Raw genomic sequence first — 19,755 nt, forward strand, 5'->3', positions numbered from 1 at the left:
CGGAGAACCTGAGCGGGCACCCGGGGGGCGCGGTGATGCTCGCGCCTCAGGCGGGGACTTCGAGATTCATTGACAGTCCAGCTTCGAACTCGGGCGCCTGCCGAAGGCGCTCCAGGACGATGCGCGTGCAGTGGAGCGTGACGAGGGGAATCGTCCCTGGCTCGCTGATCCACCGGACGGCGTCCATCAGGTGGTGGGCCCGCAGGAAGGCCAGCACGGCATCGCGGAACCGGCGTCCCTCCTCCAGCGCGGCCTCGTACGCGGACCGGCGGTCCGGAGGCGAGGTCCTGACGGCGGCGGCGCCGCGCTTGCGGCGAGGCAGAGGCTGATACGGCGAAGCGCTCTGCCGGGGCATGACGATGGCTTCAATCCACATCGCGTCACCCTCCACACTCCGGGTCCTGGGGTGGGTCTGGGGATTATCGGACATGGCGCGTGCAGGTTGCGCCGCCTTCGCCTCGCCCTCAAGTGTGGGGCCCGCTCGCCCCCATGGCAGGGGTCGGCCGAGGGCGTCGTGTGGCACGCTCTGGCCCCGGGTGTGCTGGCGTGGGCCCGGCCGGCCGCTTGCCCCCTCCCGGAAGGCGCCAACCCCTTGAAGTTCGAGCCTGGGCATGTCCGCTGGTGCGCACGGAGCCCTCGGGCTGCCTGGCGTCCGGGCAACCACATCCTACCTTGTGAGGCATGAAGGCCTCGCGTCGGCAGCTCCCCGTCTATGTGCCACCGCGCACGGTCTGGACCGTCGGGCTCCAGGTCCTGCTGCTGGTCCTGAGCTGGACGGTGCTTCGCGCGCTGTACCCCGTGCTCACCTTGCTGGCGGTGGTGTTGTTGCTCGCCATCGCCTTGAACCCCCTGGTGCGCTGGCTGACGCAGTGGGGATTGCCGCGCGGTGTGGGGGTGGCCGTCGTGGCGCTGCTGCTGCTGGGGACGATGGGCGTCCTGGTGGGGACGCTCGTGCCGATGCTGGTCAACCAACTCCAGGGACTGGTCGAGACGATGCCGGCGGCCTTCGAGCGGCTCGCGGAGTCCCGCTGGGTGCAGGAGCTGAGCAAGCGCTATGGCGTGCAGGTGCACGCGGAGGACCTCGTCCGCTTCGAGCCGTCGGACCTCGCGGGCCGCCTCATCAACGTGCTGTCATCCACGTTGGGGCTGGTGGCGGGAGGCATCTCCGTGGTGGTCCTCACCGTGTTCAGCCTCCTGTTTGGCGAGGACCTCTACGAGAGCATCCTGCAGTGGGTGTCGCCACGCCGCCAGCCGCGCGTCCGGATGCTGGCGTCCCGGATGCGCAAGGCCGTGGCCAACTACCTGGCGGGGACGCTGCTGGTGATGACCATTGGCGGGACGGTGGCCGCCACCATGGCGCTCATCCAGGGCGTGCCGTACTTCCTGCCGCTGGGCATGGTGGTGATGTTGCTGGGCATCATTCCCTTCCTGGGCAGCATCGTCAGCGCGGTGCTGGTGGGCGTCGTCACCCTGGCGACGGTGGGGCTCAAGGACGCGCTCATCGCGGTGGCCGTGTTCATCGTGTACCAGCAGATCGAGTCCAACGTGCTGAGCCCCATGATTCAGCGCCGGGCCATCCGCATGAATCCGCTGCTCATCTCCATCGTGGTGCTGAGTGGCGGCGCCCTGGCGGGGATGTCCGGCATCGTGCTGGCGGTGCCCCTGGCCGCGGCGGCACAGGTGCTGGTGCAGGAGGTGCTCACGCTGCGCCGGGAGTCCTGGCGGCGGACGCACCGGCAGGAGGTTGCCCGGCGGGAGCCAGGGCGCGGAGCGGCGGAGGAGGGGTTGCTCTTCGCGGGGCCCATGGAGCCGCCTCGGCCGCACGCGCCGCCGGGGGACGCGCCTGCTTCGCCGCCAGAGCATCCGGAGTCTCACTGACGTCAGCGGCGGATGAAGGAAAGGGCTCCCGGCGGACGGCCCGGGAGCCCTTCTCGGCCATTCCACCGTCACTCACGACGGCGGCGTGGGGACGTCAGCGGCTGGCCTGCGTCGACCGGCCCTGGACGGTACGCGCCTTCGTCGGCGGCGTGGCGGCCACGGCGGCCGCCACGCCGAAGACGAGGTCATCGCGGTCGTTGAACGAGCCCGAGGTGCACGAGCTCGCCGTGCCGCCGTAGCGGAACTGCGCGCGGATGGCGTGGTTGCCCGCGGTGGCGCCCAGGTTGAACGTGTGCGTGAAGGTCCGCGCCCCGGAGCCCGTGCACGCCACGTTGGTGGTCAGCGCCGTCCACGACGGAGCGGAGGCGTTGGTCGTGTAGTAGAGGTCGAAGCGGTCCGTGGACCCCCAGCACCACACCGTCACCTCGGCCGTCACCTGCTTGCCCACGGCGAAGGCGCCGTGGTCCACCGTGCGGAGGACCACGCGGTCGACGCTCTCGTCGTTGTGGTAGGTGCCGGAGCTGCCGTCCGCGCAGGAGTTGTTGATGGTGTTGGGCTGGTTGGGCTCCACGCCGCCGGACAGATTGCCGCGGCCGTTGACGAGCACCGGTCCGGTGTCACACCCGCACACGTTGCCGCAGGACGGGGCCCGCAGCGTGCTGTTGTAGGCGGCCGCCACCGGCGTGCAGATGTTGGTGGTGGTGAAGCTGCGGGCGGTGCTGTAGGCGCCGGTGCCGCAGGAGTCCGCGGCCCGGGCGCGCCAGTAGTACGTGGTGCTGCTGCTCAGCGCCGGCGTCACCGTCCAGGCGCTGGTCGTCAGCGCGGTGGCGGAGCGGACCACGTTGGTGAAGGCGGCGTCCGTCGCCACCTGGACCTCGTACGTGGAGGCGTTCGTCACGTCGCTCCAGTCGAGCGCGGCCGAGGTGCCGATGCCGGTGGCGCCGTCCGCGGGGCTGCTCAGCGTGGGGGCCGCGAGGGTGACGCAGCCGCGCGTGGTGAAGGACGACGCGGAGCTCCAGGCGCCCACGCCACCGCACGAGTTGCTGGCGCGCACGCGCCAGTAGAAGGTGGTGCTGGTGGGCAGGGGCGGGGTCACCGTCCAGGTGCTGGCCGTCAGCGACGCGGCGCTGGCCACCACGTTGGTGAAGGCCGCGTCGGTGGCGACCTGGACCTCGTACGTGGAGGCGCCCGACACGTCGTTCCAGTCCAGCACCGCGGCCAGCGTCACGCCGGTGGCGCCGTTGGACGGCGTGGCGAGCACGGCCGTGCCAGGCGCGGCGCAGACGGGCGTGGCGCAGGTGCAGGTGCTGGCGGCGCCGTAGCACGCGTTGGAGGAGGCCGGGACGATGGAGTAGCAGTACTGCCGGCCGTTGGCGACCTCGGTGTCGGTGTAGCTGGTACCGGTGACGGTGGCGACCTTGGCCTTGCCGAAGTCGCAGCCCGCGAAGCCCTCCGTCTTCATCACCCAGTACTGGGTGGCGCCGGCGGACGCATCCCAGCTCAGGTCCACCTCACCGTCACCCGCGGTGGCGGTGGTGTTGGCGGGCGCCGCGGTGGGGCCGGCCGCGCAGCCGTTGTCCGTCACCGTCGGCGTCGAGCAGGCGATGCGGTGCCGGTTGTACGCCGCGTAGATGGCGGACATGTGCGGCGTGCCGTTGGCCAGGTTGCCGTCGTCGTCGTCCGCGGCCAGCCACTGCATGTAGCCGTTGGTGGCGCCGCAGCCGTCGGAGGTGCCCTGCGAGCAGTTGCAGGCGTGCCACGTGCCCACGTTGCCGCTGCCCTGGTAGAAGATCTTGTTGCCCACGATGAAGGCGGTGTTGGAGTCGTAGTTGAACGGCGGCGCCGTCAGGTCACGGGTGACGAAGTCCCAGGCGGCCTGGCGCACGGGCGAGGCCGCGCAGTGGACCTGGCGGCTGCACGGGCCGCTGCCGGAGCTGCACATGGGGCACACGAAGTTCTGCGGGGTGGCGGGGATGTTGGGCACGCTGGCGGCCCAGTCCGCGTCACGCACGCCGGAGCACCGCGTGTTGCACCACGACTGGCCGGCGACCTGCGCCTCCTGCTGGTTGTAGCCGGTGTTGTCCGGCGTGCGGCCGCACCCGGTGTTGACCGACTCGAAGAAGCCATAGCCCACGCAGGACGTCTGCAGGCGGTAGATGGCCGCGATGTCCGCGTAGCCCTCCGACGAGTTGCTGAGCGTGCCGTTGGCGTCGAAGTCATCGATGCCGTGGCCCCACTCGTGGTCGAACACGGCGCCAATCTCACCGGTGTTCCGGCAGCCGCCGCCGCTCCGGTAGAAGTTCACCGAGGAGCCGTTCCAGAAGGCATTGCAGGTGCTGTTGAGGTTGACGTTGGAGAGCAGCTGGCCCTGGAGCCAGGTGTTGGTGGGCAGCCACCCGCGGGCCTGCTCGGCCAGCTTGTTCAGCTCGTAGAAGCTGGAGCGCGACGCGGCGGTGTTGCCGGGCGAGGTGCCCGGGGGCACGGTGCAGTCGTGGTCGTTGTTCTGACCGCCCAGGTCCAGGTTGCCCGTGGTGGAGCTGACGTTGATGGCGCCGCAGTTGTCGTTGACGCGGACGTACTTGCCCGCCAGCGTCGTGGTGACGGTGCCGGAGCTGTAGTTCACGATACCCGCGCCGTCCGTGAAGTTGTTGGGTGCCGGCAGCCCCGTGTTGGCCCAGGGCATGGGCGTGTTGGGCTGCATCGTGCCGCACGTCTCGTTGGAGGTGCAGGAGCCGATGTTGGTGGACGGGTAGACGCCGCCCTTCATCTGCGCGTCGAAGTAGTGGTTGTCGTCCTCGATGGCCAGCACCTCGCCGGTGTTGGCGTCGACCGTCGTCTTCCAGCGCTGGTGGCCGTCGGCCTCGGAGAAGCCATACGTGTACACGAGCCGGTGCTCGTAGCCGGTGCCCACGGCGCCGTTGAAGGACTCGCCCTGGAGCGCCACCGGGGCAATCTCCAGCGTGGGCTGCTGCCACAGCGTCTGCGGGCTGGCGTTCAGCCCCACGAAGCCGTTGCCCGCCACCAGCGCGTCCTGCGGGGCGAGCAGGGGGCGGGTGCCGATGCGCACGTTGGCCCAGGCCTCGGTGCCCAGGAGGATGAGGTTGCCGTGGCTGATGGTCGCCGCGATACGGCCATGCCGCACGGGGACGCCGTTGACCTGCTGGGCGATGTGGACCTGGATGAGGTCGTCGTGGACGAACGTCACGCGCGGGCTGCTCAGCTGCATCAGGTCGATGTTGAGCGCGGCCTGGTTGTCCGCGATGAACTTGAAGATGAGGTCGGCGATGGTGCTCTCGTCCACGTCCGCGATGGAGCGGCCGATGGCCTCGCGGACCTGGTCCATGGTGACGCGGTTGTTGAAGCCATCGCCCGGGATGAGGGGGATGGTGCCCTGCACGGCGGTGGGCGTGCCGGTGCGCGGGTCGAGGTAGACGTTGAACTCGCGGCCGTTGCGCTTGAAGAAGTCATCCCACGCGTCGGCGCTGAGCGAATGCATGCGCTGGCGGGCCTGCTTCAGCGGCATGTTCTGGATGGGGAGGTACAGCTCCGGCTTGAAGAATGCCTTGTCGGCGACGGCGCTCGGTCCCTTGTCCGGCGGCTGAAAGGCCCAGGTGGTCGTGGCTAGGAGCAGGACGAGACATGCTGCTGACACCCGTGTGTTGCGCATGCGTTTCTCCTCTGCGGCTCCGCGAGGGACGGGCCCTCGCGGGGGCTCCTGGAGGGAGCTCGGAAACGCTGATAGCGGGTGCATGAATAAAGCTGAATACGAGGTATTCCGTATCTAATTCCCGAGCGACGAACCTCAAGAAAAACGGGCACTAACGGTGTTCACTGTTAGTGAAGTCGGGGCGGTTGGGTGCGGGAAGCGCCGCGGCCTCATGGCGCCGGGATGAAGTTTTCCGATGGAGGCCGCGCGGCCGTCACTCTGGCCAGATGCGCACCCAGTCATCCTGGATGAGCTTGCCGCTGGTGGTGTCGGTGCTGCCGCTGGCCATGAAGCGGCGGGGGGCCGCCAGCGCGAGGGCGCCCGCCTCCACCCAGAGCAGCAGGAGCGCGGCGGCGGCGATCGCGGGCAAGCGCGTGGCCCAGGGCCGCGCCGGCGCTCGGGCGGCGAGCGCCACGAGCGGGAGCAGCAGCAAAGGGATGAGTGCTGGAAAGACGGCGAGCAGCCCCCGCGTGTAGCCGAAGAAGGCCACGGTGATGAGCGCGCGGTGCAGCAGCACGAGCGTGAAGAGCGAGAAGCCGCGCCACGCCGGACGCAACGACAGCGCCGCGCCGGTGAGCAGGAGCAGCGTGAGGGGCCACTTCAGTCCCGCGCCTTCCGGGACGAAGACGTCCACGGGCGCCCGGGCGCCATTCAGCCCCGCGGGCTGGTTGGTGGTGCCCAGCCCCAGCCGGAAGCCGTCCAGCCAGCGGTCCAACTTGGCCACCCACAGGCGCGCCGCGTCCGCGGGGTGGTCGCGCATCCACGCGAGCCCCTCCGCATACCCGTGGAGCAACAGGTGACGCTGCGCGGGGTTGGCCACGTCGAGGAAGCCGTCCTGCCCGGCGCTGTTGACGCTGTCGGGTGTGAAGCCCCCCGTGGCCCCGGCGTGGTTCGCCATGGCGAAGTTGATGGGGCCATACACGGTGATGGGCGCCAGCACGGGCAGCGGCTCCAGCCGTGGCGTGCGGGCATTCAACTCGCGGAGGACACGCGCGTTGTGCACCGCCCAGGGGGCCAGCACGACGGCGGTGACGAGCAGGGCTGTGCCCCAGCGCAGGGCCAGCGTGCGCACCGGCTGGGCGCCCCGCTGGAGCCACGCCCACGCGAGGAGGAAGGGCCAGAGGTAGAGGTGCTCGGCACGGGTGAGCGAGCCCAGGCCCATGACGACGCCCAGCAGCACCGCGCCCCACGCCGTGGGCCCCTCGCGGTGCTGGAGCATCAGCGCGCAGGTGGCCGACAGGAAGAAGGCGTAGAGCACCTCGTTGCTGTACGTGGTGGACAGCACCAGCCAGCCGAAGCTGCCGGCGAAGAGGGCCGCGCCCAGCAGGCTCCAGCCCGTGCCCAGCACCCGCCGCCACCACACCCAGGTGAAGGCCACGGTGGCCGCGTTGAGCACGGCGAGCGCGAGCTTGTAGGGGTAGGCGCTGCCTTGCGGCGTGCCCAGCGCCCCGTAGAGCAGCCCCAGGAACGCGGGGAACAGGGGCGGGTGGTAGGGCAGGGTGGCGGGGCCCGGCTGCCCACGCACGAGCTCGAGCGCGTAGGCGTGGAAGAAGCGCGAGTCGCCGTAGAAGAAGATGGAGAAGGGCCACGTCCGGTCGGGCGCCGCCTGGAGGAAGAGCCACCGCAGGAGCAGGCTGAGGCCAAACGTCACGGCGGCACCGAGGGCCACCGGGTGCCGCGCGCACAGTCCGCTCGCGATGGTGAAGAGCCTGCGCATGCCACCCCCCGGGTCGCGTTGCGCAGCACCTTATACCGGGCGTCCGGCGGGCGGCCAGGAGGCGTCAGGCCTTGCGGCCTCAGCGCCCTCAGCTCTTCAGGTTGGGCTTGCCCTGGTGGGCGACGAGCAGGTCATGCATGTCGTTGGCGTGCTCCTCCTCCTTGGAGAGGATGTCCTCCATCATCCGGCGCGTCGTCGGGTCATGGTTGGCGAAGTAACGGACCATCTCCTGGTACGTCTGGATGGCGATGCGCTCGGCGATGAGGTTCTCCTTGATCATGTCCACCAGGTTGTGCCCCTCGGCGTACTGGCTGGCGCTGCGAGAAAGGAGGCCCTCGGGATTGAAGTTCGGCTTGCCGCCGAGCTGATTGATGCGCTCGGCAATCCGCAGCGCGTGCTCCTGCTCCTCGCGCGCGTGGTCGCCGAACTCGTCCTTCACCGCCTCGCTGTGGATGCCCACAGCGGCGATGTAATGATAGGTGTAGCGCAGCACGCAGACGATTTCCGTCGCCAGCGCGTCGTTGAGCAGCTTGATGGTGGCGTTGACGTCGCCCTCGTAGTCCTCGGTGATGGCGCCTTCCTCCAGGTGCTCCCGGGCCCGTCGGCGAATCTCGGTGATGTCCGTGAGGAAGGGCTGCTGTACTTCGGCCATGGTGATTCCCCTGGGCCCCGTGGTTCCAGTGGACTGTCCGCGCGAGCGCGGGGCGGGGCCTCGCGCAAAAGTAGGAAGCCCGCGGCGCGCCGGAGGGGCTCACGGGAGGAACGGTCCGCCGCCACGGTCCGGGAGCGGACGAGGGCCCTGCGTGCCCCGGGCTTTCAGAAAACCAACGAACTTCCACGTCAAGGTGGCAGGCTGCGCCGGTTCGTTCCCTAGACTCCGCCACCCCACAGCCTGGTACGGAGGGAAGCGTGTCTGACGCAGGTGAGCAGTCCATCCTGGCCATCGACCTCGGCACGTCGGCCGTCAAGGTGGCGGCGGTCACCCTGAGGGGCCGCATCCTGGGCGGAGACGTGGAGCCCCTGGAGCTGTCCTTGCTCCCGGACGGTGGCGCCGAGCAGCAGCCCGAGTCCTGGTGGCGCGCCATCGTCCTGGCGACGCGGCGCCTGCTCGCGTCGGGCGCCGTGCGCGCCGACGACGTCATTGGCGTCAACTGCAGCTCCCAGTGGTCCGGTACCGTCGCGGTGGACGAGTCGGGCACCCCGGTGTGCCCGGCGCTCATCTGGATGGACTCACGCGGCGCGCAGGACGTGAAGCGCGTGGTGAGCGGCTTCCTCCCCATCGAGGGCTATGGCGTCCGGCAGCTCCTGACGTGGATTCGCCTGACGGGCGGCGTGCCGAGCCTGTCGGGCAAGGACCCGGTGGGCCACATCCTCTACCTCCAGCGCGAGCGGCCGGACGTGTACCGCCGGACGTACAAGTTCCTGGAGCCGAAGGACTGGCTCAACCTGAAGCTGAGCGGCCGCTGCGCCGCCTCGTATGACTCCATCACCCTGCACTGGGTGACGGACAACCGGACGCTGGGCCGCATCGTCTACGACGACCGGCTGCTGAAGCTGGCGGGACTGGAGCGCGACAAGCTCCCGGACCTGGTGCCGGCCTCCACGGTGCTCGGGCCGCTCCAGGCGGAGGCCGCGCGCGCGCTGGGCCTGCGTGAGGACGCGCAGGTGGTGACGGGCGCGCCGGACATCCTCGCCGCCGCCGTGGGCTCGGGCGCGGTGGGCGACTTCGAGCCTCACCTGTGCGTGGGCACGTCGTCATGGCTGTGCTGCCACGTGCCGTACAAGAAGACGGACCTCTTCCACCAGATGGCGTCGCTGCCCTCCGCCCTTCCGGGGCGCTACCTGCTGGCCAACGAGCAGGAGTCGGCCGGCATCTGCCTCACCTTCCTCAAGGACAACATCCTCTACGGACGCGACACGCAGGCGGGCACGGAGCGCGACCCCCCAGACCTGTACCAGGTCATGGAGCAGCAGGCCGGCGGCGTGCCTCCCGGGAGCGACCAGCTCATCTTCATGCCGTGGCTGAATGGCGAGCGCAGCCCGGTGGACGACAAGTTCCTGCGCGGCGGCTTCTTCAACCAGTCCCTGAAGACGACACGGGCCCACATGGTGCGGGCGGTGATGGAGGGCGTGGCCTACAACTCACGTTGGCTCTTCACCTATGTGGAGCAATTCGTGGGACGGAAGCTGCCGTCGCTGCGCATCATCGGCGGGGGCGCCCGGTCCGCGCTGTGGTGCCAGATTCACGCCGACGTGCTGGGCCGCACGGTGCAGCAGGTGGACGAGCCGGTGCTGGCCAACGCGCGTGGCGCCGCCTTCCAGGCCGCGGTGGCGCTGGGCCGGCTGACGGTGGAGGAGATTCCCGCCCTGGTGCCCGTCGCCCGTACCTTCCAACCGGACGCCAGGAACGCGGCGCTCTACGACGAGCTGTTCCGCGAGTTCGTCAATCTCTACAAGCAGAACAAGGCCATCTTCGCGCGGCTCAACCGCGCGCGAAGCGCCTGAACCCCGAGGACCCCGCCATGGCACTTCCCGACCTGAAGTCGCTGCGCCTGCTGAACCATGTTCCGCCACGGCTGCTCTCCGCGGCCGAGCGCTACCTCAAGGCCGTTCCCGGTGTGAAGGACCTGCTGTCGAAGGAGACGGGCTCGCTCCTGTCCGAGCTGGAGGGAGGCCTCAAGCCCTACCGGGGGAAGATGCCGTCCTACGAGCGCCTGCCCCCCACGGGGCGCTCGCGCGAGGACGTGTTGCGAGAGCTCCAGGCCCTGGAGTCCCAGGAGGAGTACCGCTGGCGCGAGGGCCGGGTCTCCGGCGGCGTGTACAACGGTGACGCCGAGCACATCGCGTTCCTCAACCGCGTGTACGCGCTCCACTCGCAGAGCAACCCGCTGCACGCCGACCTGTGGCCCAGCGCCACCAAGTTCGAGGCGGAAGTGGTGGCGATGACGGCGAGCATGCTGGGGGCGGACGTCGCCAACGCCGGCCAGCCCGAGGAGGCCCGCATCTGCGGCGCCATGTCGTCGGGCGGCACGGAGAGCATCATGCTGGCGATGAAGACGTACCGGGACTGGGCCCGCGAGACGAAGGGCATCACCCGGCCGGAGATGGTGGCGCCCGCCAGCGCGCACCCGGCCTTCGACAAGGCGGCGCACTACTTCGGCATCAAGATGGTGCGGGTACCGGTGGGCCCGGACTACCGCGCGGACGTGGCCGCCATGCGCAAGGCCATCAACCGCAACACCATTGTCCTCATCGGCTCCGCGCCGGGCTTCCCCCACGGCGTCATCGACCCCATCGAGGCGCTGTCCGAGCTGGCTCGCAAGAAGCGCATCGGCTTCCACACGGACGCGTGCCTGGGCGGCTTCGTGCTGCCCTTCGCGCGGAAGCTGGACTACGACGTGCCGCCCTTCGACTTCCGGCTGCCGGGCGTGACGTCCATGTCCGTGGACACGCACAAGTTCGGCTACGCGGCCAAGGGCTCGTCGGTGGTTCTCTACCGGGGCACCGAGCTGCGCTCGTTCCAGTACTTCACGGCGACGGACTGGCCCGGGGGCATCTACTTCTCGCCCACCTTCTCCGGCAGCCGGCCCGGGGCGCTCATCGCGTCCGCGTGGGCCGCGCTGGTGAGCATGGGCGAGCAGGGCTACCTGGACGCCACCCGGAGCATCCTGGAGACGGCGGCGACCATCAAGCAGGGCATCCGCGCCATCCCCGAGCTGCACGTGCTGGGAGACCCGCTCTTCGTCATCGCGTTCGGCTCCGAGTCCCTGGACATCTACAAGGTGATGGAGCGGATGAGCGAGCACGGGTGGAACCTCAATGGCCTGCACAAGCCGTCCGCCGTGCACCTGTGCGTGACGCTGCGCCATACACAGCCCGGCGTCGCCGAGCAGTTCCTGACGGACCTGCGCGACGCGGTGGAGCACGTGAAGGCCCACCCCGGCGAGAAGGGGACGATGGCGCCCGTCTACGGCATGGCGGCCAGCGTGCCCTTCCGCGGCCTGGTGAGCGACCTGCTCAAGAAGTACATGGACCTGCTGTACAAGGTGTAGCCGGCCTCCGAGGGGCTACAGCGAGCGGAGCGCAATCTCCGTCAGCTCCGTGTCCGTCAGCACCAGGGGGTTGGCCTTCATGCTGCTGGCCCCCTTGGCCTTCGCGACCAGGGCGGGCACCTGGGCCTCCGTCAGGCCGTAGCGCCCCAGGCCCGGGATGCCGAGCGCGGCGCGCTGGGCATCCACCCACGCGACGGCGTCCTCCGGCCGCGCATCGGGCTGGCCCGTCAACAGCACCGCGAGCTCCTGGAAGCGCGACGTCGACGGATGGCCGGGCGCGCGGGCCCGCAGTGCCCGCAGGTTGACGTCCAGCACCGCGGAGAGCAGCGCCGCGCATACCGCTCCGTGGGGCGCGTCGAACATGCCGCCCACCGGGGCGGCGAAGCCGTGCACCGCGCCCAGCCCGGAGTTGGCCAGACACAGGCCGCCGAAGAGGCTGGCCAGGGCCAGGTCCTCGCGCGCGGAGGCATCCGGACCCTCCAGCACCGCGCGCCGCAGCGAGCGCGCCGAGCGGCGCATGCCCTCGCGGGCCAGCGCGTCCGTCAGCGGGTTGGCCCGCGCGGAGAGGAAGGGCTCGATGAGCTGGGACAGCGCGTCCATGCCGCTGGAGGCGAGCACGGCGGCCGGCGCCCCCGTGAGCAGGTCCGGGTCCACCAGCGCCACGCGCGGCAGCATGTGTGGACTGCGCAGGCTGGCCTTCACCTTCGCGTCCTTCGACCCGAGCACCGCGTTGCGCGTCACCTCGGAGCCGGTGCCGGCGGTGGTGGGAATGGCCACGAAGGGCAGCGAGGGGCGGGTGAGCGGCTGGCCCCGGCCAATGACCTCCAGGTAGTCCAGCGGGTCACCCCCATTGGCGGCGAGCGCCGCCAGGGCCTTGCCCGCGTCCAGGGCGCTGCCACCGCCCAGCGCCACCACCGCGTCACAGCCGGTGTCGGCCACGCGGGCGGTGCCCTCGCGGGCCAGCTCCACCGTGGGCTCGCCGTCCACGGAGAAGACGTGCACGTGCAAGCCCTCGCGCTCCAGGGCGTCGCGCAGGGGCCGGGCGCGCGAGGCGTCCTTCCCGGTGACGAGCAGGATGCGGGAGCCCCCGAGCGCGCGCACGGCCTGGGGCGCCTTCGCGAGGCGGCCGGGGCCGAAGAGGACGCGCGTGGCGGTGGCGAACTCGAACGAGGTGGGCGCGCTCACGGTCGTCACCACCCGGTGTCGTCGGGGAAGCGGTTGACGAACTTCCGGCTGGTGCGCGGCTCGGCCATCATCGGCGCCACGGTGTCGCGCCAGGTGAGGTAGTGCGCCGTCTCCTTGTGCGCGGCGGGAGCCTGGGGCGTGCGGTACGCCTCCACGAGCACGAAGCGCGTGGGGTCCTCGGCGTCCTGCATGACGTCGAAGCGGGCGATGCCGGGTTCCTTCACGCTTTCGCGCGCGTTGGCGAGCGTTGCCTGGTGGAAGGCTTCCACGTGCTCCGGCTTGACGTGGACCTGCACGTGGACGACGAGGAGGCTGTGGGACATGCCCTGAAACTACTCCGGGCCGGGGCCGCGTGGGGACGCGACCGCCGGCCCGGGTGGGGCAGGGCTGTCTTCTGCCCGTCAGTGACTACGGCGCCTTGAAGACGGCCGTCGGGCTGATGACGTCTTCCAGCTTCCGGGCCATGGTCCACCCGTCGTGGTAGACGATGCCCACGGGGCTCACGGTGTCATTCCGGTACAGGCCGACCTTCAGGTAGTTGAGCTGCCCCCTGTACTGCGTGGCGATGTACCGCTTCGGCAGCACCAGCTTGCCATCCAGGTACAGCTCCACGAAGCCCACCTTGGAGTCCGGCGACCACTTCACGTGGAAGATGAAGTCCAGCCACCTGCCGCGCACCAGCGGCGTGCGCCAGACGATGGTGCCCGGGTTGCCGCCGATGTTGAGGCGGATCTCCTCACCGTAGACGTAGAACTCCACCGGGGGCGAACCCGAGTTGCCCTCGTGGTGCCACTGGGTGAAGAGCTGCCACGTCTTGGCGCTCGGGAAGCTCGAGTCGAACATCGTGCTGAAGCGGTAGTAGTACTCGGAGCCCACGGGCTCGCGCGTCATGCGCACCAGCTCGTTGCGGTTGCCGCTGGCGTTGATGGGGTCATCCCCCCTGCGCACCGTGGCCTTGAGGGCGTAGCGGCCCTGCCGGGCGGGCGAGGTCACCAACGCCAGCCGATCCGCGCTCACCATCTGCGTGCTGCTCCACTGAGAGCGGCTGTTGGTCTCGAAGTCACCCACCCACACCACGCTGGAGCCGGTGCCCGGCTGCGGCCCCTCGGTGGGAGGCGGCTCCTCCGTGGGAGGCGGCTGCGTCGTCGACGTGGACGAGCAGGCGCGCGCCTCGGCGATGCTGGCCCACTCATTCAACGTATTGCTCAGGAAGGTGACGCGGACGCGGCGCGTGGTGATGGTCGGGAAGCTGTAGGTTTCCGCCGCGGTCGTCTTGCCGCTGCTCTTGCCGGAGTACACCTGGGTATAGGTGTAGCCATCCGGTGAAACAGAGACGAAGAATTCATTGGAACGCTTGTTTCCCTCGTGCCAGGCGACGGAGACACCGGAGACCTGCTTGAGGGAGCCCAAGTCGTAATCAACCCAGGAACCCCGGCCGAGGCGGCTCCAGCGGGTGCCCAGGTTGGAGTCCATGGTATTGGCCGGGACGTTGCCGTCGTGGCCATTGGAAATCACGGACTTTGCCGTCAGCTGGGTGCAGCCGGTGGTGGTCAGCGCCGCGGCGCTGACTTCCTGGCTGTCCTGGCTCTCGAGGCCATCGACTTCGATGGGCGAGTCGCCGGATTCGAGGGAGGCATCGTCAGGCGTACCGCAGCCCGCGCTGCCCATACCGAGCAGCGTTCCAACCAGCAGGAGCGTCTTCTTCATGGGGATTCTCTGAGAACTAATGACAGACGGGGGAGGTGTCCGCGCCGTGGGGGGACGGGCGGGAGGGGGAGGTGTTTGGCTTTGTGTGTCGGGCTTCTCCAAGGTCACGGCGGGGGTTGCCGTGTGAGCCCGCAACGAGCATCCGCCAAATCTATTTCGTATTCAACATGCGAAATCGTGCCTGCCTGCTCTCCAGGGGGCAGCTCCGGACACGCATGTCGCTGTTTCATCTGGCGTGGGTGGAATTGTCTGTCATTGCCAGATGCGGGGGCTGAGGCCGCGCGCTGTGTGAGGCTTTGATGCACTGCGGGCCTGGGGAGGCAGCGCGGCCGCCAGGGACGGCGGTCGGAGCCGTGCGGTGGGGAGCGAACAGTCCCACACCCCCGGAGGCCGGAGGCGCGCCGGTGCACCCGGGCGCTACAACACCGCGGGTCGTACCGGCGGCGCGAAGCATCGGCGTTCGACGCACACCACGTCATCCTGCAGGGAGGTGGTCATGACTCCGTCCTCGGGCTCATGCGTCGCGTGTGGGGCCCGTTTCCTGGGAGGCGTACTGGCCTGCCCGCGAGGCCCGCCGGGTGGGGCTCGGCACGCGCCCGTCCGCCGGTGGTCGCCCGGGCTGTGCCAGCCTGCGCTGGTGGGGCGGGCCGCGCTCCTGAGGCGCCTGCTGGCGCTGGGCGATGACGTGAGACGGGGGCTGGGACGCGCGGTGTGGTTGATGGGGGAGGCGGGGCTGGGCAAGACGCGGCTCAAGGACGCCCTCGTCGACCTGCTGGTGGCGGATGGCTTCGAGGTGTGGGAGGGCAGCGCCCTGGCGCTCCCGGGGGCACCGGCAGGCATCTTCCGCGAGCTGCTCGACGCGACTCGGGCGCTGAGCCCGCCCGTGGGAACAGGCCGTGTGTCCAGCGCGGACGCGGAGCGAATCAACCGCTTCCTGGAAGGCCGTGAGCGGCAGGGAGTTCCGGCCAGTCTCGTCTCCGAGCGCACGGCACTTTTCGACTCACTCTGCCATGCGTTGATGCCGCACCGGCGACCCCGCCTGCTGGTGCTGGAGGACTGGCAACATGGGGACCCGCTCAGCCACGCCCTGGTGGAGGAGCTGGTGTCGCGGTTGTCGCACACGCCCTTGTTCCTGCTGGCGTTGCAGCGTCCGGGGGGCACGGCGCCGGCGCCAGTGGCGGCGGAGGTGATGACGGTGGGGCGGCTCGGTCTCGCCGAGGCCGCCGCGCTGCTGGAGGAACGGCTGCGTGGCCGGGACGCGCTGACGCCCCTGGCCCGGGAAGCGCTGCTGCGCGGGAGCGCCGGGCATCCACTGCACCTCCTGCACGCGGCGACGCTCCACGAGGAGCAGCCGGGGCGGGCGGTGCCGCTCACCGGGGAGGCGGCGCTGGCGGCGCGCCAGGCCTCGTTGCCGGAGGCGCAGCGGGCGGTGCTCAAGGCCGCCTCGGTGCTGGGGCCGTCATTCCCCCGGGCGGTGCTGGCGGCCCTGGCGGGCGGGCATGGTCCCCTGGCGATTCTGGAGACGGGAGGGTGGCTGCGTTCCGTCGCGGGAGGGCGATACACGTGGGCGGTGGAGCCCGTGCCAGGCGTTGACGACGTGCCGGAGGCGGAGCTCCCCGCGGCGCACCGACGGGCCGCGGAGGCGTATGAGGCATTGGCCGAGCCGCTGCGCCACCAGGCGTGTATGGAGTTGACGCGGCAATGGCTGTCGGCCGAGGACTGTGCCCGGGCGCTGCCGTACCTGGTGGCGCTGGCGGGCTGGCACCTCGCCGCGCAGGAGCCCGGGCCCGCGCTGGCCGTGTATCGCTTTGCCCTGGGGCTGGCGGACGCGCTGGCTCCCGATGTTTCACGGGAGTGGCAGCGCCGGCTGTGGGAGCACATGGGGGATGCGCACCGGCTGGCGGGGGAGATTTCGGATGCGGAGGCCGCGTGGCAGACCGCGCGGAAGCTGGATGGTGGGGGACTGGCGTCTGCGATTGGCGACCGGGCGCGGCGGCTGTTCAAGCTGGCCTCGGTGGTGCTCGCGCTCGGCAGGCATGAAGAGGTGCTGGGGTTGGACCGGGAAGGGCGGCGGGATTGCCTGACCGGGGCACCGCTGATGTCCGTGTCGATGGATGCGCTGGCCGCGCTGGCGCTGGCCGCGCTGGGCCGGCTCGAGGAGGCGCGCGCCCGGATTGTGCTGGCCCGCGAGCAGCTCCAGCTCGCGTCTGGGGAGGCCGGGCCCGCCAGGGCGGGCGTGGAGGCGCTGCTCCATCGCGCCATGGGCAGCGTGCAGCTCGGGTTGGGGTACCCCGAGGCCGCCGCGGCGGAGTACGTCCAGGTGCTGCGCTGGAGCGAGCGGGCGGGCGACACGTGGGAGCACTCCACCGCGCTGCTGAACCTGGGGGATGCCTACTCGCGGGCGGGGGACCGGGAGCGCGCGGCGCACTTCTTCCAGCTCGCGCTGGAGCTGGACTCGCGCACCGGGGACCGGCGGGGCATGGCGTATACGCACCATGGCCTCGCGCTCCTGCACACACGGGCGGGGGCGCCCGAGCTGGCGAAGGAAGACGCCCTGCGCGGGCTCCACCTGGCGTCGATGCTGGAGGACCGGCGACTCCAGTCGCTGCTGCGGTGCGTGCTGGGACGGGCGCAGCTGCAGCTCGGGGAGCTGGAGGAGGCCGGGCGCCAGCTTCAGCTCGCCGCGCGGGATGCCTCCGCCGCGGGGGCCCGGCTCGAGTTGCTCCAGGCGGAGGCGTGCCTCCGGGTGTTGGAGGCGCGGCGCTAGCGTCTCCTCCGCGGAACCTCCAGCCGAGGGGCCTTGGGGCGCACTCCTCGCTAGGAGTGTGTCGCGGTAATGGGGTTGGGAGCGAGGCGGGGTGAGAGACGCCGGTGGGCCGCAGGGTGCGGCAGGCCGCTACGCTGCTGCCGTCGCTCGGAAGAGCTTGAGGAGGTTGTGGGTGGCGCAGATGAGGGCCCACTCCTCCCGGGCGGCCTTCAGGCCTCGGCGCAGCAGGGCGCGGATGCCGCGTGCCTCTTTGATTTGGCCGAAGACGGGTTCCACAATCGCCTTGCGCATCCGGTACACCTCCTTGCCTCGCTTCGTCGCCAGCTTCCGGACCATCCGCTCCTTGGGGGTGAGCCCCGCGGGCGGACGGCCCCTGACTTTCGGTGGCGCTTCTCCATGCTTCTGGCGGCCGGTGGCGAGGTACGGCTCGACGCCCACCGACTCCAGCCAGCGGACATTCTTCGCGGAGAAGTAGCCCGCGTCCGCGCTCAGCTTTCGGGGCACTTCTTCGAGGTGGGCGGCCACCCGGTCCACCAGTGCCGGCAGGTGCTCGGCGTCCGGAGGCTGGTTGGTGAGGGCCTGGGCGACAATCACCTGGTGCGCCGCGTCCACCGCCGCCTGCGCGTTGTAGGCCTGCTCGAAGCTTGCGCCCTTCTTCATGATTCGGCTGTCGGCGTCGGTGAAGTTGCGCTGCGCCTTCGGCGTCGGCTTGCCCTCGGCCGTGTGGGGCACGGTGTGGCCGGGCAAGTCCTGGGCGGGCGGGGGCGCGTCGTCGTCATCATCCTTGCCCTTGTCTGCTTCGGCGGCCGCCTTGGCTTCGGCCTCCAGCGCCTGCCGGGCCTGACGAATGCGCTGCAGCCGCTCCCGCGTGCGCCGCAACTCCTCGGGAAGCTCGTCGCCTCGCTTGCCCTTGCCGTGGCGGGCGTCCTCTTCCGCGTCGACGGCCTCCGCCTGGGCCAGCAGGTGCCGCACCTGCTCGCGCAGCTTCCCTTCCTCCTGCTTCATCCGCTCGTAGCTCATCGCCTTGTGCTTGCTGGCGTTCGCCTTCAGCTTCGTGCCGTCCAGCGCCACGTGCCCCAGCTTCACCAGCCCCGCCCTCGCGCACAGCTTCAGCATCTGCACGAAGAGACTCTCGAAGTGCGCCCCGTGCCGACGTCGAATCTCCGAAATCCGCGAGTGGTCTGGGGACTGGTTCGCCGCCAGCACGCGGAAGGCCACGTCCTCCTGCGTCTTCCTCTCAATCTTCCGAGAGGACGTCACCCCAGTGCAGTACGCGTACAGCAGCAGCGCCACCATCATCTTCGGCTCGTACGGCGGGTAGCCTCGCAGCTGCTTCTCGTACGACTCGTAGATGGGCCCCAAGTCCAACTCCTCCACCACCTCCAGCACGAAACGCGCGAGGTGGTGCTCCGGCAGCCAGTCCAGCAGCGACGGCGGCAGCAGGAAGTCCTGCTGCACATTCCAGGGGCGGTACTTCTTGCTCATGCGGGGCATTGAGCCCCTTCAGACTCCGCCGGGCAAGCCCCTCGCGATTACCGCGACAGGCTCCTAGCCGCGCCACCGCGAGGCATGAAATCGTTGAGGCGTGATTGAAATCGAGACCATCGAGGCCTTCGAGCGGCACCTCGCGGCGGGTGTGGGGTTCGCCAACGTCATCATCCAGGGGTTGGACTTGCGGCGGTATACGCGCGAGCTGGTGACCGCCAGGCTCGCGGGCGCCGTCTTCCTGGGCTGTGAGCTGGAGAAGGACGCGCTGAAGGCCACCGTGGACCACGGGGCCATGGTGTTTCCGCCCATCTCCGGCGTGCCCTATCTGCCCTACCGAAGCGCGCTGTATACACCGGAGGAGCTCTACGCGGGCTTCGACCCCGCGCGGCCGGAGTCGTACGAGGACACGCCGGACGCACGCATCTACGCGCACTGGGCGGCGAATGGCCGGGGCAGCCCGCTCTCGCTGCTGGAGACGCTGGCGCAGCGGCTTCATGACCACTCGGTGACGGATGCCATGGAGGGGCTGCTCTATCGGTCCGGCACCGTGCGCAAGGTGGTGGCCATCATGGGCGGCCACTCCATGAAGCGCGGTCAGCCCGACTACCGCGCGGTGGCTTCCCTGGCGCGAGAGCTGGCGCGCCGGGGCTTCTTCATGGTCAGCGGCGGAGGCCCTGGCGCCATGGAGGCCACCCACGTGGGTGCCTGGTTCGCGCGACGCACCGAGGCGGAGCTGGACGAGGGTCTGGCCCTGCTCGCGCAGGCACCCAGCTACACGGACCGCGAGTGGCTGTCTCGCGCCTTCGAGGTGCGCCGGGCCTTCCCCCTGGGCGAGGACGACCTGCCGTACTGCGCCAGCCTGGGCATTCCCACGTGGCACTACGGGCACGAGCCGCCCAACCCCTTCGCCACGCACATCGCGAAGTACTTCGCCAACAGCGTGCGGGAAGACGGTCTGCTGACCATCGCCAAGGGCGGCATCATCTATTCGCCCGGAAGCGCTGGCACCATCCAGGAGGTGTTCCAGGACGCGTGCCAGAACCACTACAACTCGGTGGGCGTCATCAGCCCCATGATTTTCCTGGGCACCGAGTTCTGGACGCGCACCCGGCCCGTGTATCCGCTGCTGCACCAGCTCGCGCAGGGCTACGACTACGCGCGCTACCTCCTGCTCACGGACTCGCAGGACGAGGTCATCCAGGCGCTGGAGGCCTATGCGCGCGAGCAGGAGCCCGTGAGCGCGACGGGCTCCTGA

General features: G+C 70.2%; 13 protein-coding genes. 5 read left to right on the plus strand and 8 right to left on the minus strand.

The features are described from left to right. Positions 1-46 precede the first annotated feature (46 nt). Complete coding sequence (locus VZL07_RS29460; RefSeq protein ID WP_426751199.1) at positions 47-376, minus strand: hypothetical protein; 330 nt, start codon at positions 374-376, stop codon at positions 47-49. Positions 377-681: 305 nt separating this feature from the next. On the opposite strand from VZL07_RS29460, the gene VZL07_RS29465 reads away from it, so the two are divergent. Continuing rightward, positions 682-1,878, plus strand: coding sequence for an AI-2E family transporter (locus VZL07_RS29465; protein ID WP_426751200.1), 1,197 nt, complete (start codon positions 682-684; stop codon positions 1,876-1,878). Between the two features lie 94 nt (positions 1,879-1,972). Here VZL07_RS29465 and VZL07_RS29470 read toward each other — a convergent pair whose 3' ends face one another. The 3 genes from VZL07_RS29470 to VZL07_RS29480 all read right to left on the minus strand — a co-directional run bounded on the left by VZL07_RS29470 (position 1,973) and on the right by VZL07_RS29480 (position 7,953). Beyond that, a complete protein-coding gene (locus VZL07_RS29470) occupies positions 1,973-5,545 on the minus strand; it encodes an endopeptidase (RefSeq protein ID WP_426751201.1) in 3,573 nt (1,190 codons plus the stop codon). 253 nt (positions 5,546-5,798) lie between these two features. Continuing rightward, positions 5,799-7,301 (minus strand): ArnT family glycosyltransferase, encoded by a 1,503-nt coding sequence (locus VZL07_RS29475; protein WP_426751202.1) that lies wholly within the window; start codon positions 7,299-7,301, stop codon positions 5,799-5,801. Between the two features lie 88 nt (positions 7,302-7,389). Continuing rightward, positions 7,390-7,953 (minus strand): ferritin-like domain-containing protein, encoded by a 564-nt coding sequence (locus tag VZL07_RS29480; protein WP_426751203.1) that lies wholly within the window; start codon positions 7,951-7,953, stop codon positions 7,390-7,392. Between the two features lie 257 nt (positions 7,954-8,210). Between VZL07_RS29480 and VZL07_RS29485 the strand changes: the two genes are divergently transcribed. Together VZL07_RS29485 and VZL07_RS29490 are read left to right on the plus strand one after the other, a co-directional pair. Beyond that, positions 8,211-9,806: a xylulokinase gene (locus tag VZL07_RS29485; RefSeq protein ID WP_426751204.1), complete on the plus strand. Its 1,596-nt coding sequence runs from the start codon at positions 8,211-8,213 to the stop codon at positions 9,804-9,806. A gap of 17 nt (positions 9,807-9,823) precedes the next feature. Further along, positions 9,824-11,353, plus strand: a complete 1,530-nt coding sequence (locus tag VZL07_RS29490) for a pyridoxal phosphate-dependent decarboxylase family protein (protein ID WP_426751205.1) — start codon at positions 9,824-9,826, stop codon at positions 11,351-11,353. Between the two features lie 15 nt (positions 11,354-11,368). Here the strand turns inward: VZL07_RS29490 and VZL07_RS29495 are convergent, their stop codons facing one another. The 3 genes from VZL07_RS29495 to VZL07_RS29505 all read right to left on the minus strand — a co-directional run bounded on the left by VZL07_RS29495 (position 11,369) and on the right by VZL07_RS29505 (position 14,245). Then, entirely contained in the window at positions 11,369-12,550 is a 1,182-nt protein-coding gene (locus tag VZL07_RS29495; RefSeq protein ID WP_426751206.1) for an iron-containing alcohol dehydrogenase, read from the minus strand. Continuing rightward, positions 12,544-12,861: an antibiotic biosynthesis monooxygenase gene (locus tag VZL07_RS29500; protein ID WP_426751207.1), complete on the minus strand. Its 318-nt coding sequence runs from the start codon at positions 12,859-12,861 to the stop codon at positions 12,544-12,546. Before VZL07_RS29500 ends, VZL07_RS29495 begins: the two co-directional genes overlap by 7 nt. Before the next feature lie 85 nt (positions 12,862-12,946). Continuing rightward, positions 12,947-14,245, minus strand: a complete 1,299-nt coding sequence (locus VZL07_RS29505; RefSeq protein WP_426751208.1) for a heparin lyase I family protein — start codon at positions 14,243-14,245, stop codon at positions 12,947-12,949. Between the two features lie 496 nt (positions 14,246-14,741). Between VZL07_RS29505 and VZL07_RS29510 the strand changes: the two genes are divergently transcribed. Beyond that, positions 14,742-17,012 carry an AAA family ATPase gene (locus tag VZL07_RS29510; RefSeq protein ID WP_426751209.1) on the plus strand — a complete coding sequence of 757 codons (2,271 nt, stop codon included), beginning with the start codon at positions 14,742-14,744 and terminating at the stop codon, positions 17,010-17,012. 129 nt (positions 17,013-17,141) lie between these two features. Here the strand turns inward: VZL07_RS29510 and VZL07_RS29515 are convergent, their stop codons facing one another. After that, complete coding sequence (locus VZL07_RS29515; RefSeq protein WP_426751210.1) at positions 17,142-18,497, minus strand: IS1182 family transposase; 1,356 nt, start codon at positions 18,495-18,497, stop codon at positions 17,142-17,144. A gap of 100 nt (positions 18,498-18,597) precedes the next feature. Here VZL07_RS29515 and VZL07_RS29520 point away from each other — a divergent pair, with 100 nt between their 5' ends. Next, positions 18,598-19,755 carry an LOG family protein gene (locus VZL07_RS29520; protein WP_426751211.1) on the plus strand — a complete coding sequence of 386 codons (1,158 nt, stop codon included), beginning with the start codon at positions 18,598-18,600 and terminating at the stop codon, positions 19,753-19,755.

It is taken from the genome of Pseudomyxococcus flavus (assembly GCF_050038885.1).
GTDB lineage: Bacteria > Myxococcota > Myxococcia > Myxococcales > Myxococcaceae > Myxococcus > Myxococcus flavus.